The following is a 16,957-nucleotide window of genomic DNA, read 5'->3' on the forward strand; positions in this document are numbered from 1 at the left end:
TATATGAATGTTGTTGAGAAGATTCAGGAAAGTTTAAAGCAGGAAATTGCAAACGCCGTCTTAAAAGCGGGTTTGGCTGCAAGAGAGCAATTGCCTGAAGTAATCTTGGAAACACCTAAAGACAAATCGCATGGAGATTATTCAACAAATATGGCCATGCAACTGGCTAGAGTGGCGAAAAAAGCCCCTCGTCAAATCGCTGAAGAAATCAAAGATCATTTCGATGGAACGAAGGCATCTATCAAGAAAATTGATATCGCGGGACCAGGCTTTATTAATTTTTACATGGATAATAGTTACTTAACAGACTTGGTGCCTGCTATTTTGGAACAAGGCGAGCAATATGGACGATCCAATGCGGGAAAAGGAGAGAAAATTCAGGTTGAGTTTGTTTCGGCCAACCCGACCGGAGATTTGCATCTGGGCCATGCCCGCGGAGCAGCTGTAGGGGATTCCCTTTGCAATATTTTAGATATGGCGGGTTATGATGTATCAAGGGAATATTATATTAATGATGCCGGTAATCAAGTACATAATCTTGCGTTGTCGGTGGAAGCCCGTTATTTTCAGGCGCTCGGAATAGATAAAGCAATGCCTGAAGACGGTTATCATGGCCAGGATGTCATTGAAATCGGGAAAGAATTGGCAGAACGGTACGGAGATGAATTTGTCCATAAAAGCGAGGAAGAGCGGATTGGCTTTTTCCGCAAATACGGCCTGGACTTTGAACTGAAAAAATTGAAAGACGTACTGGAACAATTTCGGGTTACGTTTGATGTGTGGTATTCCGAAACGTCTTTGTACGAAAGTGGAAAAATAAAGGACACATTGAAACTGCTTGAGGAGAAAGGACATCTGTACACGAAAGACGGGGCCACATGGTTTCGCTCTACAGATTTTGGCGATGATAAAGACCGTGTATTAATCAAAAAAGACGGTACTTATACGTACATCACGCCGGATATTGCTTACCATTTGGATAAACTGAACCGTGGTTTCGATAAGCTGATCAACATTTGGGGGGCGGACCACCATGGTTATATTCCCCGGATGAAAGCGGCGATTGAAGCATTGGGATTTGATCCTGGGCGCCTAGAGGTGGAAATCATTCAGCTCGTTCACTTATATCGTAACGGAGAAAGAGTGAAAATGAGCAAGCGTTCCGGAAAATCTGTCACAATGAGTGATTTGATTGAAGAAGTAGGCCTAGATGCTGTCCGATACTTTTTTGCGATGAGAAGCGCGGATACACATATGGACTTTGACCTCGACCTGGCCGTGGCGGAATCGAATGATAATCCCGTTTTCTATGCCCAGTATGCCCACGCCCGGATTTGCAGCATATTGCGCTCGGCTGAAGAGAAAGGCCTGTCTATTGAGGGCGACATTGACTTCTCAAATCTGAAAAGCGAAAAGGCTGTGGAACTGCTCAAAAAGCTTGGTGAATTTCCGCAAGAAGTAGCAGAAGCGGCTGCCAAACGCATCCCGCATCGCATCACAAATTATATTTTTGATTTGGCGTCGGCTTTCCACAGCTATTACAACGCTGAAAAAGTATTGAATGAAGATAAGCCGGAAGAAACAAAGGCAAGGCTCGCTTTAGTAAAAGCTGTGCAAATTACGATGAAAAATTCCCTTACCCTTGTCGGAGTAGCAGCGCCGGAAAAAATGTAAACCAAATGAGGAGCGAAAACGCTCCTAAGCTTGTAGAGAAAGTAAGTAATATTTTTTCTATAAGCTTTCTTTATATCTAAGTATATAGAAGATGCATCAGCTTCATTTAGAAAACGACTCTCACCCAGCTAGACTTGCCTGTCTAGCTGGGTGGCAATCTTCTAGGAGCAGAAATGCTCCTTTTTTGTTACATTCGATTACCGAACTCGCCTGTTCATTCGCATATTCCTATAATGATATGGTTCGGTCAAGCTGACTAATGTTCTCGAAAATATCGGCTGAAAAAAGGCGTCATTTTTACATAAATTGGGAAAGTAATTGGTTGAGCTACATCAACCGATCTGTGTTACCTCAAAAAAGTTTTTAGCTGTATTATCGACGTAGGTTTGTTTTCAAGGCAATCTACTGGATCTTTGTAATCTTATGTATGATGCAAAATCAATATATATCTGGCACTATATACCATATAATCAATCATTTGATTAGTTCCTTTCCCCTCTCAAAAGCTCGCCCCCAATAAATGGAGGAAAAATACCAACAATATCCAGTTGACTGTCTCAATCTAGGCATTTTATATTAAAGTAAAGCCTAAGTAAGGGAAGTGCTATCAACAACGATTATACTGTTAGGATTTATTTTGGTGTCATGCTTGGCGCAAAAGCCGCCATGTCACTATTGAAAACGCTTAGCCTACCTTGTAGCCTACGACTATGATTTTGTACCGGTAAAGAAATCAAAAGCTAGATGATCATTAACCAGGAAAAAGCCAAAGCTAGATGATCATTAACCAGGAAAAAGCCAAAGATACGCGTGTTATTGCACAGCTCGTGAAGGGTGGTCGATACTCTGTACATAATCTTGAGGGCCTAATACTGAATGATAAATAAAAGTGCAATGAAATGTAGGTCATTCATTATTTTTCAATTTCTGTCTATTTGCTTTTGAAACATTCATATTGATTACAGAGGCTATGTCATTCAAGTGCAAGCCCGTTAATCTTTTCCACAAGCTGAAAAGCCCGTTTAACTCCAACACTACTACGTTGCAAGCATTTCTTCGGAACATTTCACGAATATCAAAAGGAAGTGGAAATCAACTCAAAGATGCGCCAAGCTGCTTTTCCATTACAACTCTTAAACTCGTAACTCATTTACCATTCGTTATTTAGTTAGTTGATCTCTTAGGATCAGACCTTCTACTTGCTCGATTTATAAATAGGTGTTTAAAAGCATTTGGAAGATATTTTAATGATATAGAGGGGGGCTTTTTCCATGATAAAAAAACTATTAACAGGTGTCATGATTTTAGCTATCATACTAAGTCCAATTGCGCCAAAAAATGTGTTAGCTCAACCAAAAGAAGATTTAACATCTATTACATTTTCAAATTGGATCAGAACATTGGGCTCTCAATATCCGTTATTACAATCATACGGGTTAGTTATCCTAAAACAACCAAACATAAATATAAAAAACATGAGCAGTTTAAATAATCATCAACAAATCGCAAGGTCGAATGTGCGTGAATGGCTTGATTATTACAGCCCCAAGTTAATCTACTTAAACGAGTCCTTGAATAGTTTAAGTCAAAGGACAGATCAGTATTATAACCGTTTATATCAATTAGCAGGACAAATTGATAATGAACAAGAAAAAAAAGAATTTTTAAATCGCTTTAATCGACTACAAGATACTGTGGAAGATATTCAAATCAGTATGCAAAACACATCTACTGATTTGAATACATACAAAGGGTTATTGATTTCGGACAATCAAGCCTTGGCGGAAAGAGCTGAAAAAGCGATTCATGAACTAAGTGGAGACAACGGCGAAGCTGTAAAACTAGGAGAACAAATTAAAAAGCTCTTGGCAGAAATCCAAGAAGAATTATTAAAAATATTAAACAATCCCGAATAAGTATCAGAATTTTCATTTAATTTCGGTAAGCAAATTTACGACTTAGTTAAAACGAGTGGTAATACAAAGACCATTGATGTTGCGTCCTTAGAAGCTCTGGGGAAAGTATTGGTGAACGCTAAAAGCTTTGAAACAAAACAATATGCTAGATCTATCCAGCAAAAACACGAAGAGCTGCTAGTGCTTATGAAAAAGCTATCAGAAGTTGAAATGCAAATCACAGAAGTTACTGTCATGGAAGACCAAATAGTTGGTTTTGAAGCAATGGTTAAACGCGAAGTAACTATTTTAGATAAAGTTGCTAATGAATTTACTGCTTTAAATAATGTTATGAATAGCCTGGCAGAGGATGTAGAATCAGGATCTATAACTCCTGCCGAATTACAAAAACAATTGAAATACCTCAAAGCTATTATTCGTGACATTGACGAACAGACGAAACAATTTGAAGGTTTCACCACAAATATCAAATAAATTAGCTCTTTCAAGGAGGTGCCAAAAGTGGCCAAAAAAATGTATAAGCCTATTATGGTAATTGTCACGGCGGGAACAGTTGCATTTAGTATGATTGCGCCTTCTTATGCTAGTGCAGAAGCGGCGAAACAAGAAGCTGTACAAGTGAGCCAGACTGACAGTTATAAGAAATTTCAATTAGGACCGGACGGCCTTCGCGAAGCCATAAAAACAACAGGCTCTAATGCACTTGTTATGGATCTGTATGCACTGACCATCATTAAACAGCCAGATATCAACCTTAAAAATGTTAGTGTCATAGCCATACCTTTGCAAACAAAAATAGTGGAGGATCAAAGTAATGCGAGAGAAAATGCCAAGACATGGCTTGATCAGTTAAAACCACAATTAATACAAACCAATGAAAATATCATTAACTATGACAATAAGTTTGAAGGCTATTATGAAAAACTATTAGAAGCGGCAGATCAAAAAGATCCAGCAGCTTTAACCGCAAGGTTAACCAGACTATCCGACAGTGTTATGGAAAACAAGCAGGCGGTAGATAAACTAATTGTTGATCTAAAAAAATTCAGAGAAAAATTAGAATCGGACACAAAAAATTTAAAGGCCCATACCAATGAGATAACCACTATTTTAGCGAGTCAAGAAACAGGTATCCCGCTTCTTAAGAATCAAATAGAAACATACTATGACGCTATAAATAAATATAACAATATTCTAATTGGCTCTGCGGTAGCAACTGCCGTCGGTCCACTTGCAATAGTTGGTGGAGTAGTTGTATTAGTCACAGGTTACGGAACGCCACTAGGTGTTGGGTTAATAGCCGGAGGAATCGGATTAACCGGTGGCGGAACAGCAGGAATTGTATTAGCTAAAAAAGGTATAGATGAAGCAGAGGCACAGATTAAAGCTCTCACAGGAGAGGTTACAAATGCTGAAATCCAATTAGCCGGTGTAACCGCCATAAAACAACAAATGCAATATTTAACGGATACCATCGACATTGCGATCGATTCATTACAAAACATGTCTACACAGTGGAACACAATGGGCGCGAAATATAAAAGTCTAATTCGTAATATCGATGTCTTAAGCCCACAAGAATTTGATCTTTTAAAAGAAGACCTGCAAATTGCCAAGGCAAGCTGGAAAAATATTAAAGGCTATGCCGAAAATTTATACGTGGAAGAGATTAAAGTAGTCGATAATCAATAGCTTCAAAAGCCAAACACCCGATTAACATTGAAAAAGCGATAAATGAAATGAAATCTTTTTAAGGAAAACTTCTCTTCTTGCAGGAGCAGAGATGCTCAGTCTTTTTAGACGGGGTTCAGCTGGCACTGCTTATGCAAGAAGCCTTTCCTTGAAAATGGAATGTATTCCTTTAGAGCTTGTCTCAGCAGATGTTTATTTTTGATATAACTAAAATATTGGAAATATTATTTCCAACTCCAAATGGGTGATAGACATGAATAGGAAATGTTTTAGAAAAACTTTGGTTATCATGATAATCACTATTTTTACAATAGCCTGTATAACACCAAAAAGTGTGGTATTTGCCCAACAACAAACTGAAAATAAACTCGGACCTGACAATTTTCAGGAAGCGTTGAAAGATGCAGGTTCAAATGTAGCGATATTGGATTCCTATGCTCAAACAATCTTGGATAAAGAACTGCCAACTTTAAATGGTATAACCTCCATCAATGATGAATTAAGAGGCAATATCACAAAAAATCTGACGAGCGCACAAGCAAACGCCAATGATTGGTTAAATGATATAAAACCTAATATGAGACAGTCGATCAAGACGGTCGTCAACTTCAATGATGTGTTTCAAAACCATTACGATAGCATGTTGGAGGCTATTGAACAAAAAAACAACCAAAAATTAGAAGCCGAAATATCCCAATTATATCAGAGTATACTGGAATATAACCAAAAAGTGGATGTAATGGTGGAAGATTTAATGAAGTTTCGAGACAGGTTAAGTAACGATGTCAGGAGCTTGAAAGGAAACGTGAACGAGCTGCAAACCAGTCTTTCCACATCAAATGCGGATATCCCATTAATGAGAAAACAAATTGAGTATTACAACAGTGTTATTAGTAGTGCGAACGGAAAAATAGCTGGTGGTGCCATACTATGCTTAGCTTTAATTACTTGTATAGCTGGTGGACCAATGATTGATAGCGCTGTTAAAGAAAAAAATCATGCGGATGAGGAAATAGCTAAACTAGAAGAGAAAATAGCTGGAATAGAAAAGGAACTGATTCTTGTAACAGATATACAAAGCAAACTAAATTATATGGCAGACACTACTGATAAAGCCATTAACTCACTCCAAAGTATATCCAACCTCTGGAATGTAATAGGGGCAAAATATCGTAACCTGTTAGATAATGTAGATAATTTTGACTCAAAAGATTTTGAGTTATTAAAAGAAGATTTGCAAATATCAAAAGCCAGCTGGGAACAATTAAAACAAGTAGCGGATAATCTGTATACTGGACTAGAAAATAATAATATTATAGAAGAGGTTCAATAGGGTCTCCTTAATAACTAAGGTTTCCCTTTTTTTTTGTCAAAGTTATATGCAAGAGTAGGCGGAAATCTATACGAACACATTACTGATCAACTTGTATTATGATAAAGATTTTTTTCATTTGGCGGCAAGTTAAATGGTCGAAGCCAAAATAAATCTATCCAGTGGGGAGATGCGATTCAGCGGAACAAGGCTTTTCCCCTCGAGCGCTGATCATCCACGGAACACCTGAATGTAAGTGAGCAAGAGACAGTAGAAGACAAATTTCAGAAAATCCGTATCTTCCACTCTTCATTCGCTTGTCATCTTTTTTTTGAAAATGAGCCATTTGGCGCACTTCCGAAACGGCTAGGCCTCCATCAACAACCAAGCAACCAATGAGTCGTAAAAACACAGATAAAAAACCTCTCCGGAAGATCAGGGGGAGGATGATTCTTCCGATAGATGACCAAGACCAAACAGGCTGTTCAGGTTCGGGTAGCGCTGGCGAACAAGGGAATTGCCGGATCAATCAAGGAAACTTGCTGCTGGATGCCATTTGCGCCCTAGAGGACACCCAGGAGATTTCCGTTTACTGAACGAAAGGGTGAAAAGCTGGAAGGAATGACCGATACAGTCCATGGGTTTATTGTTCTATTTGGCAAGTGAAAAAATGTATGAACTGGCAATGTAACATCCATGCGACTTGCCAACAGTCTTGCGAATGCAATAAAGATTTTCGATAACAGAAGGTCGGTCAAAAGCAATAAGTGAGCATGATGACGAACCGGTCGCTTCCAGCTTTCGTTAAAACCGGGTCTCCAAAGCTTTCGATCCAAATAGGTATCCAAGACCGAGAAAAGAAGAAAAGCATAAGTGTGAACCAATCCATGAACCAGAGCATCAGCTGTATTTATTTGGCATACCACTAGAAATCTATAAGCGTGGTTAGTGAGTGTGGTTTTTAAAGATGATAAAGCACCAACAGCTCTGCCCATGTTTTCTGGTACACATTGTGGAGCGGAAATGCATCTTGGGCACTATAAAGGGCTGGCCCTGGAAAAAACAGTTTATGCGCTATAACAACCCTTTTATCAAACCTCCAATCCATTCTATTATCCGGAAACGGATGTTCACCGCTTGAAGGTCGCGGTGACTTAATTGTGTCGATTGCATGATGTCTTCGGCAATTATTTTTTTGACATGGGCAATAAATTCATGGTCGTATATAAAGCAATTGATTTCCTTATTTAACAATAAGCTTCGATAGTCGAAATTGGCTGTGCCGATGTCACAAACAGCATCATCAAACAAGAGAACTTTCGCATGGAAAAATCCTTCTTTGTATTGATATACGGTGCCTCCTTTGGCCAGTATCTTCCGCAGGTAGGGAAATGATGCTTCTTTGACGATGGGATGGTCGGACATTCTTGGTACAAGAATCGTCACTTTTACATTGTTTTCCAAAGCTTTTTCAAGAGAAGCCATGACTTTTTTCGGTGGAATGAAGTAAGGGGTGCCAATGAAAATGCTGTTAGTAGCCTTTTCAATATGGCGGATGATTTCCTCTTCTGCACCAACCCCTTCTGTTGGGAAAAAGCGATGGGTAATAGGCCCTTCAGCGAGCGAAGGGAATAAAGCTTGTTCATCGAAATCTGTTACCCCCGTCGCTCGTTTCCAATCCCGCAAAAAAACGCTCTGTAAATCGGCTGTCCCCGTTCCTTCAATGCGCAAGTGATAGTCCCGCCAAGGAGAAAGAAGTGAATCAAGGTCAATGTACTCTTCTCCAATATTATAGCCCCCCACATAACCGATCTTTCCATCAATCACAGTGATTTTCCGGTGGTTGCGGCGTTGGAGGGTAAAAAAGAGAAACGGCAGGCGAGGGGTGTTGCAATAATGCACTTCGACCCCGTTCCTCCGGGCTTTTTGGATGAGTTGTTTGGACACCGTTCTTGATCCAAACCAATCGAGCAGCAGCCGGACTTTGACACCACTTTTTGCACGGTCCATCAAAATGTCGAAAAACAGCTTGCCAAACGAGTCGTTTCTTACTATGTAAAATAATACGTGAATGCTTGATCGGGCGTTATAGAGGTCATCAAAATACTGGATAAACAAGTCAGTTCCCCGGACAAGCAGTGTGATGTCGCTTTTTCTCAAGGGGGATTGCGGCGGTTTGCCTCTTTTTCGGGCAATAAAGCGGCCGATATAATAGTCGGTCATGCAAAATGAGACTAAAATGATAACAATTGCTGTAAAGCAGGCAAGCCACTTCAATGAGAACCCCCCTCCTGTCCATGAATATATGCCCGTTTAGTATTCCCATTTTGGAAAAGGAAAAAGCTGTGAAACGAAAGTTTTTCATGTATAATATCTGTATAACTCCATATGTTTAGGCAATCGGTGGCTTTTTGTTGAAAATCTGTTTCGGAACATTCAGTAAAAAGCTGAAAAGGGAAGTTGGTGCAAATCCAACGCGGTCCCGCCACTGTAAAATGGGAGCGTCCTGAGATAACCCACTGTGTTTTGGTACGGGAAGGGGCAGGAAGCGATGATCATAAGCCAGGAGACCTGCCGATTTCACCTCTACAAGTCAACCTGCGAGGATGGGGAGATGAAGCTCGGATAAATAAAGTATGATTTTATCTGGCACTGGTTGTGTCTTTCCTGAACATCTCTGCATGGAGGTGTTTTTTATTTTTAAAAAGAAATGGGGATGGATTTGGTGAAAAGAATACATATGTTATTAGCCGCGCTTTTCCTTGTGGCCGGGCTGTTGGCTGGCTGCGGAAGCAAAGATGAACCAAAGAATGAAAGCGTGGAACCTAAGACGACGGATGAAGCCAAGGAAACGGGTTTTCCGATAACGATTAAAGATGGAGTGGACAAAGAAGTCACGATTGAAAAGAAACCGGAAAGAATCGTTTCGCTGATTCCGAGCAATACGGAAATTGTGTATGCAATCGGTGCAGGCAATGAAGTGGTGGGTGTTAATGAGAACGACGATTATCCTGAGGAAGCGGCGAAAAAAGAAAAGGTTGCCGGAATGGAGTTAAATGTGGAAAAAATCATTTCTCTCGAACCGGATCTTGTTCTTGCCCATGGATCAGGAATGGACGTATGGGAAGGCGGATTAAAGCAGCTTGAGGAAAGCGGTGTGACAGTTCTTGTTGTACATAACGCGCAGAGCTTTAGTGATACGTATGAAACGATTGAGATGATTGGGAAAGCCACGGGACATGAAAAAGAAGCAGAAGAAGTCGTACAAGAAATGAAATCCAAACTGGAAGAAATCAAGGAAAAAGCAGAGAAGATTCAAGAAGAAGAGAAGAAGTCGGTTTTTGTCGAGCTCTCCCCTCCTCCCGAAATGTATGCAGCCGGGAAAAACACCTTTATGGATGAAATGCTGGCTATTATTAACGCGAAAAACGCTGTGGAAGAAGAAGGGTGGCCAAAAATGAATGAAGAGGCCATTATTGCGATGAATCCCGATGTGATCATCGTCAATTATAGTTATGTGGAAAATGCTACCGATGCAGTAATGGCACGCACTGGCTGGCAAGATATGAACGCGGTAAAGGAAGAACGGGTCATTGCGGTCAACGAAGATTTGGTGAGCCGATCCGGCCCACGTTTGGCTGAAGGAGTAGAGGAGCTTGCAAAGGCTGTTTATCCGGATGTTTTCAAAGAATAATCCTTTTTTTCCCTATATCATTGCGATCGGGCTGTTGATTGCCGTAATGCTTGTCAGTATCTCGACGGGTTCCGTAAAGGTGCCCATACTGGATGTTGCACGCATTATTGGCAGTGAAGCTTTTTACCTTCCGATCGAATTTCCCTCTGATCCCATGTATACGAATATTGTCATGAATATTCGTTTGCCCCGCGTCGTGCTTGCCGGACTGGTGGGAGCGGCTTTGGCGATTGCCGGAGCTGCTTTTCAAGGGCTGTTGCGCAATCCACTGGCGGACCCTTATACGCTCGGTGTTTCATCGGGCGCTTCAGTTGGCGCGGTCATTACACTTTTTTATCAATTGTCCCTGCCTTTGGTTGGAATGTATACACTGCCGCTATTAAGCATTGTTTGCGCATTTATTACCGTCATTTTGGTACTTTCTTTTGCGCGCAGCATTGACAGAACGATGAAAGTGGAAACGATCATATTGACGGGGATTATTTTTAGCTCTTTCCTTGGCGCCTTTATCTCGTTGATGATTGCTTTATCCGGAGAGGAGCTGCGCCAAATCATCGGCTGGCTTTTGGGAAGCGTCTCGATGAGGGGCTGGAGCTTTGTGAAAATTATTTTGCCGTTTTTACTGGTCGGCAGCCTTATTCTTTTTTGGAACGCGCGTGAACTGAATGCGATCGCTTTTGGAGAAGAACGGGCCAAACATCTTGGCGTCAACGTAGGCCCAAGAAAGGTGGCCGTCTTGGCGTCCAGCTCTGTCCTGACAGGGGCGGCTGTCGCAGTGTCGGGAACGATCGGTTTTGTGGGTCTTGTCATTCCCCATCTGGTGAGAATTGTCTGGGGGCCGGACCATAAACACTTGCTTCCGCTTTCTGTTTTGGCGGGAGCGTCTTTCCTCATCTTGGCAGATCTTGTGGCTAGAACGATCATCGATCCTGCCGAGCTTCCGATCGGAGTGATTACCGCATTGATCGGGGCCCCGGTGTTTGCCGTCATTTTAATACGAAGAAAATTAGGGAAAAGAAGCTGAAGGCTGTCCGGTTTGGGCAGCCTTCCTTTATTGTGTAAAGGAAAACCATAGGATGGGCGTGTGGTTCCGAATAGTTTATTGCGAGGGTTAAAAAAAGCTTCGCTTTTACAGGTAGAAGCAAAGAGAAAAAATAAAAAGGATAGGGCATTTTGGGGTTAGCCGGAAGAGTAGGACGGTTGGCGAACTTTCAGCAATAGAGGCTTTCATCCCTAAAGTAAACCACCCGTTTACATGAACGAATTTTGATGAATCATAATAGAATTTCTCGAATCCATAGCAGGTTCCATCTTGACTGAATGCTCATTCATTATATAATGGTAGTAACAAGATTCGGAAAAGTGCCGGTTTTAAAAATAGATGAGAAGGGGGCACCAACTGTTATGGATGGATTGCTATTGCTGAATTGGCTTGCTTTTGTATTCGTAACCGCTTACGGCGTTTACTTGTTTGTGTATGTGGTAAGAACACGGATTCAATTTATTAAACTGGGAAAAAAAGAAGAGTTTGATCGCAATGTGAAAGAAAGGCTTAAAAATATTTGGACGTATGTGTTTGGGCAGAAAAAGCTTTTAAAGGATAAAAAAAGCGGCATTATCCATGTGATGTTTTTTTATGGTTTCATTCTCGTGCAATTTGGGGCAATTGATTTTATTTGGAAAGGGCTTGCACCGGGATCCCATCTTCCGCTTGGCCCTCTTTATCCGGGATTTACTTTTTTCCAGGAGCTTGTCACGCTTGTCATTTTAGTGGCGGTGGCCTGGGCGTTTTACCGCCGTTACATTGAAAAGCTTGTGCGCTTAAAGCGGGGATTTTATGCTGGGCTCGTATTGCTTTTTATTGGCGGACTGATGGCTTCCGTCCTTCTGGGGAACGGAATGGCCCTCATCTGGGAAGGGGAAAATCTTACATGGACGGAGCCTGTTGCGTCAGGCATTGCGGCACTGTTTGGCTGGATGAGCCCGTTCGCAGCGGCGGTTGTGTTTTACGTCGCGTGGTGGGTGCATCTGCTTCTATTACTCGCTTTCTTAGTATATGTGCCTCAATCGAAGCACGCCCATTTAATTGCCGGTCCGGCTAATGTGTACCTGGAGCCGCTTGACAACGACGCGAAGTTGAAGCCGATTGATTTTGAGGATGAGTCCGCCGAGACATTCGGTGTAGGAAAAATTGATGAATTTACAGATCTTCAGCTTCTTGACTTATACGCGTGTGTGGAATGCGGCCGCTGTACAAATATGTGTCCTGCGACAGGTACAGGAAAAATGCTGTCGCCGATGGATATTATGATTAAGCTGCGTGACCATTTGACGAATTACGGGGCAGCTGTTACAAGAAAGCAGCCTTGGGTGCCGGCATATGCATTTGCCAATACGCTTGGAAACAGAATCGCAAAAGCGGGCAGCACAGAAGGAGCCGAGGAAGCCGCAGCGGCATTGGAGTATCAGCCGAGCATGATCGGGGATATCATTACAGAAGAGGAGCTGTGGGCGTGCACAACATGCCGGAACTGTGAAGACCAGTGCCCGGTTATGAACAAACACGTAAGCCACATTATAGATATGCGGCGTTATCTCGTTTTAACAGAAGGAAAAATGGACCCTGATGCACAAAGAGCGATGCAAAATATTGAAAGACAAGGAAACCCGTGGGGATTGAATCGAAAAGAGAAAGAAAATTGGCGAGATTTGCGTGATGATGTTCATGTTCCGACGGTGAAAGAAATGAAGAAATCCGGCGAAGAATTTGAATACTTGCTTTGGGTTGGTGCAATGGGGGCTTTTGACAACAGAAGCCAGAAAATTGCTCTCTCTTTCGCCAAACTGTTGAATGAAGCCGGCGTTAAGTTCGCGATTCTCGGAAACAAAGAGAAAAACTCCGGAGATACGCCGCGCCGCCTTGGAAATGAGTTTCTATTTCAGGAATTGGCTGCGGCCAATATTAAAGAATTTGAGAAAAACAATGTGCGAAAAATTGTAACAATTGACCCGCATGCATATAATATTTTTAAAAATGAATATCCCGACTTTGGTTTGGAAGCGGAAGTATATCACCATACAGAATTGCTTGCGCAATTGGTGGCGGAAGGACGCTTACAGCCAAAGTATGAGGTGAATGAAAAAATCACTTTCCATGATTCTTGTTATCTTGGAAGATATAACGAAGTGTATGATCCGCCGCGTGACATTTTAAAATCAATTCCCGGGGTAACCCTTGTGGAAATGGAGCGCACCCGGGAAAACGGGATGTGCTGTGGAGCTGGCGGCGGATTGATGTGGATGGAAGAAGATACAGGCCAGCGGATTAACGTGGCCAGGACAGAGCAGGCTCTTGTAACAGACCCTTCCGTTATTAGTTCTGGTTGTCCATATTGCTTGACGATGTTGTCAGATGGCACGAAGGCAAAGGAAGTGGAAGACACTGTACAGACATATGATGTGGCAGAGCTTCTTGAAAAAGCCGTCTGTGGGGAAGAGAAAAAGGAGGCTTCATAATGGTCAAGGTGCTTCAACAGAAGCGCCTTCCCGTTGGCTCTTAAGTTGAGCGAGCGTTCAGTCAATTTAATGTAAACGGTTTATCAGCTGGCAGTGAGGTTCCGCCCTTGGCATAAACGCGCTAAAACGATTGGAGGATAAGCTTGTAAGTTCCAATAATACACTTTTTTCAGATTATCAATCTACCGGCATGAACATGAAAATCTAACGATTGACATTATGAAAGGGAGGGATTGAATTTGTGAACAAGTTGATGTTGTTTATAAAAATAATAATTACTGTTTTAGGTCTGATATTAATCTTCACCGGTTTAGGGAATGACAGTATTTGGTTTGCAGTTTTTGTGGCACTTGTTATCATTTTTATCATTTTTGATTCTGCTTTGGATTTTTTTAAAAAAAGAAATCCTAAATGAATCTGTAGAAAAGTCATAGCATGGCAGAGCATATACTCAGTGGATGCAAGAGGAAGAAAGTGAACGTGGCGGGTGTCTCTCATGGCTTGGAGTGGTAGCGGGAGCAGAAAAACGTTGGTAACTTTGCAGCACTCGAACCCTCTTTAGCCCAGAGTTGAATCCAGTTGCCAATAACCGCCGAACAAGTAAAAGCTTCGGTAGCGACACATCGAGGGATTCCGATCACAAATCACAAAAGGATGGCGGCGTACAGGATGTACGAATGTAAGTGAAGCGCTAATCAGCCGTATCGTCAGCGCATGAAGGATAAGCGTAAGGTCGTCACTGGTTGAGTTTACAACAGGACGCTTTCAATCTGGGCCTTTGTTTCATTTTTTATCACTGGGCGGATTGCGTTTCGCAAACTAAGAATACCACATCGAGAAGCAATATCTGCATGCCCCCCTGTGGGCTTAACCTCATTTATCCCGCATGTCAGGTGCCATATACACCGCTTCAAGACCTGAGTTGATACAAAAGAGTCTAAGTGGGAGAAAACAGCACCTCAATGCCTGATTGGTTCAACTAACATTCAGCAGGATATGGAAGAAAACTTCTACTGACTGAAATTTAGCTTTATTGAAAAAATTTTCATAGATGAAAAGATGTTAATAAAAAGGAGTGGGATTGATGACAAGGTCAGTAATGGTAGCCGGAGCGCGTACGCCATTTGGAAAATTCGGAGGGGCACTCGGTTCTTTAACAGCATCCGATCTTGGAGGAATTGCTGTAAAGGAAGCTTTGCGGCGTGCGAACGTACAGCCTGGAGAAGTCGAAGAAGTGATTTTGGGAACGGTCTTGCAGGGTGGACAGGGGCAGATTCCATCGAGACAGGCGGCAAGGAAAGCCGGTGTCCCTTGGGAAGTTAAGACGGAAACGATCAATAAAGTGTGTGCGTCCGGAATGAGGGCCATTACGCTAGCGGATCAAATCATCCGAGCTGGTGATGAAGAAGTGATTGTCGCTGGAGGAATGGAGTCGATGTCCAATGCACCCTATGTTCTGCCAAAGGCACGATGGGGGTATAAAATGGGTGATGCTCATTTGGTCGACTTAATGATTTACGACGGATTGACGTGTGCCTTTTCCGGGGTTCACATGGGGAATTACGGAAATCGTACGGCCAGAGAGTTTGAGATTACAAGAGAAGCCCAGGATGAATGGGCGCTTAGAAGCCAAAAACGGGCGTTTGCCGCAATGGAAAAAGGGGTGCTGGCCGAAGAAATCGTTCCGGTCGAAGTCCCGCGGCGAAAAGGAGAGCCACTCATTGTGACGGAAGACGAAGCGCCGAGAAAAGATACTACTTTGGAGAAACTTGCGAAACTAAAGCCGGCCTTTGATGGGGACGGAACGATTACGGCAGGAAATGCACCGGGTGTCAACGATGGTGCGGCGGCGGTTGTATTAATGAACGAAGAGCGGGCGAAACGAGAAGGAAAGGAACTGCTCGCATACATCATCGGTCACGCAGAAGTCGCAGTTGAAGCAAAAGACTTTCCTCAGACACCGGGACTCGTGATTCATAAGCTGCTTGAAAAAACGGGTAAGACCTTGGAAGAGATCGACTTATTTGAAATTAACGAGGCATTTGCAGCTGTCGCTTTGACGAGTGGCAAAATTGCCCATCTTGATCATGAAAAAGTGAATGTAAATGGCGGGGCGGTAGCTTTGGGACATCCAATCGGCGCAAGCGGCGCCCGAATTTTGATAACGCTCGCATACGAATTAAAGCGGCGCGGCGGCGGACTGGGCATCGCCTCAATTTGTTCCGGCGGAGGCCAGGGAGATGCTGTCATGATTGAAGTGCCCAAAACAAACTGAGGGAGGAAAAACGATGGAAATTCAAAACGTATTCGTTGTAGGAGCGGGACAAATGGGTTCAGGGATTGCCCAAGTATGCGCGCAGGCTGGTTATCAAGTTTTTTTAAATGATCTGCAAACAGATATTGTTGATAAAGGACTAAGCGTTATTGAGAAAAACCTGGATCGGCAAGTGCAAAAAGAGAGAATAACAGAAAACGAGAAATATAACATTATCGGCAACATCACCACATCGACCGATGTAAAGGATGCGGAGAAAGCCGATGTCGTCATCGAAGCAGCTATTGAAAATATGGAAGTCAAGACACGGATTTTTGAAACACTTGATAAGCATGCTCCTGCCCATGCTATCTTGGCGTCAAATACATCTTCACTCCCGATTACGGAAATAGCAGCTGCAACAAAGCGGCCGGGGAAAGTAATCGGCATGCACTTTATGAACCCCGTCCCAGTCATGCAACTCGTTGAAATTATCCGGGGGCTCGCCACGGAAGATGAAGTGTACCAGTCGATCGAAAGCATGACGAAAAGTTTGAAAAAGGTCCCTGTTGCAGTGAATGATTTTCCGGGATTTGTTTCAAACCGGGTACTCATGCCCATGATCAATGAAGCCATTTACACATTGTATGAAGGGGTGGCCACAGAAGAAGCGATCGATGAAGTGATGAAGCTAGGCATGAATCATCCGATGGGACCGCTCACTCTTGCAGATTTTATCGGACTGGATACCTGTCTATACATTATGGAAACCCTTCATGAAGGGTTCGGCGACGATAAATACCGCCCATGCCCACTATTGAGGAAATATGTGAAAGCGGGTTGGCTCGGCAAAAAGGCGGGACGCGGTTTTTACAAGTATGAATGACCGCGCCGGGATA

The 16,957-nt window shown here is 42.6% G+C and carries 13 protein-coding genes and 1 riboswitch; of the genes, 12 read left to right on the plus strand and 1 reads right to left on the minus strand.

Annotation, left to right across the window (positions count from 1 at the left end; all coding sequences use genetic code 11):
• Positions 1–3 precede the first annotated feature (3 nt).
• The 6 genes from argS (at position 4) to NST31_RS12875 (ending at position 7,190) form a co-directional block, all read left to right on the plus strand.
• A complete protein-coding gene (gene argS / locus NST31_RS12850; protein WP_339161039.1) occupies positions 4–1,674 on the plus strand; it encodes an arginine--tRNA ligase in 1,671 nt (556 codons plus the stop codon).
• Between the two features lie 1,271 nt (positions 1,675–2,945).
• Entirely contained in the window at positions 2,946–3,590 is a 645-nt protein-coding gene (locus NST31_RS12855; RefSeq protein ID WP_339161042.1) for an HBL/NHE enterotoxin family protein, read from the plus strand.
• A gap of 111 nt (positions 3,591–3,701) precedes the next feature.
• Positions 3,702–4,064 (plus strand): hypothetical protein, encoded by a 363-nt coding sequence (locus NST31_RS12860; RefSeq protein WP_339161044.1) that lies wholly within the window; start codon positions 3,702–3,704, stop codon positions 4,062–4,064.
• A 27-nt stretch (positions 4,065–4,091) separates the two neighbouring features.
• Entirely contained in the window at positions 4,092–5,282 is a 1,191-nt protein-coding gene (locus tag NST31_RS12865; RefSeq protein WP_339161047.1) for an HBL/NHE enterotoxin family protein, read from the plus strand.
• Between the two features lie 253 nt (positions 5,283–5,535).
• Positions 5,536–6,615 (plus strand): HBL/NHE enterotoxin family protein, encoded by a 1,080-nt coding sequence (locus NST31_RS12870; protein ID WP_339161050.1) that lies wholly within the window; start codon positions 5,536–5,538, stop codon positions 6,613–6,615.
• Between the two features lie 425 nt (positions 6,616–7,040).
• A complete protein-coding gene (locus NST31_RS12875; RefSeq protein ID WP_171973787.1) occupies positions 7,041–7,190 on the plus strand; it encodes a hypothetical protein in 150 nt (49 codons plus the stop codon).
• 478 nt (positions 7,191–7,668) lie between these two features.
• Here the strand turns inward: NST31_RS12875 and cls are convergent, their stop codons facing one another.
• Entirely contained in the window at positions 7,669–8,871 is a 1,203-nt protein-coding gene (gene cls, locus NST31_RS12880) for a cardiolipin synthase (RefSeq protein ID WP_236017005.1), read from the minus strand.
• A 108-nt stretch (positions 8,872–8,979) separates the two neighbouring features.
• A riboswitch (cobalamin riboswitch) is annotated at positions 8,980–9,188 on the plus strand.
• A gap of 131 nt (positions 9,189–9,319) precedes the next feature.
• On the opposite strand from cls, the gene NST31_RS12885 reads away from it, so the two are divergent.
• The 6 genes from NST31_RS12885 (at position 9,320) to NST31_RS12910 (ending at position 16,944) form a co-directional block, all read left to right on the plus strand.
• Complete coding sequence (locus NST31_RS12885; protein ID WP_077109730.1) at positions 9,320–10,288, plus strand: ABC transporter substrate-binding protein; 969 nt, start codon at positions 9,320–9,322, stop codon at positions 10,286–10,288.
• The gene (locus NST31_RS12890; RefSeq protein ID WP_077109656.1) at positions 10,251–11,312 is read left to right on the plus strand and encodes an iron chelate uptake ABC transporter family permease subunit; all 1,062 of its coding nucleotides are present in this window, start codon (positions 10,251–10,253) and stop codon (positions 11,310–11,312) included. Before NST31_RS12885 ends, NST31_RS12890 begins: the two co-directional genes overlap by 38 nt.
• 380 nt (positions 11,313–11,692) lie before the next feature.
• Entirely contained in the window at positions 11,693–13,804 is a 2,112-nt protein-coding gene (locus tag NST31_RS12895; protein WP_205178888.1) for a 4Fe-4S dicluster domain-containing protein, read from the plus strand.
• A gap of 241 nt (positions 13,805–14,045) precedes the next feature.
• Entirely contained in the window at positions 14,046–14,219 is a 174-nt protein-coding gene (locus tag NST31_RS12900; RefSeq protein ID WP_339161055.1) for a hypothetical protein, read from the plus strand.
• A 669-nt stretch (positions 14,220–14,888) separates the two neighbouring features.
• On the plus strand, positions 14,889–16,079 hold the full coding sequence (locus NST31_RS12905; RefSeq protein WP_339161057.1) for an acetyl-CoA C-acetyltransferase: 1,191 nt from the start codon (positions 14,889–14,891) through the stop codon (positions 16,077–16,079).
• Positions 16,080–16,092: 13 nt separating this feature from the next.
• Complete coding sequence (locus NST31_RS12910; RefSeq protein WP_339161059.1) at positions 16,093–16,944, plus strand: 3-hydroxybutyryl-CoA dehydrogenase; 852 nt, start codon at positions 16,093–16,095, stop codon at positions 16,942–16,944.
• Positions 16,945–16,957: the final 13 nt, after the last annotated feature.

The sequence above is a fragment of the Siminovitchia sp. FSL W7-1587 genome (assembly GCF_037963795.1).
Classification (GTDB): domain Bacteria; phylum Bacillota; class Bacilli; order Bacillales; family Bacillaceae_C; genus Siminovitchia; species Siminovitchia thermophila.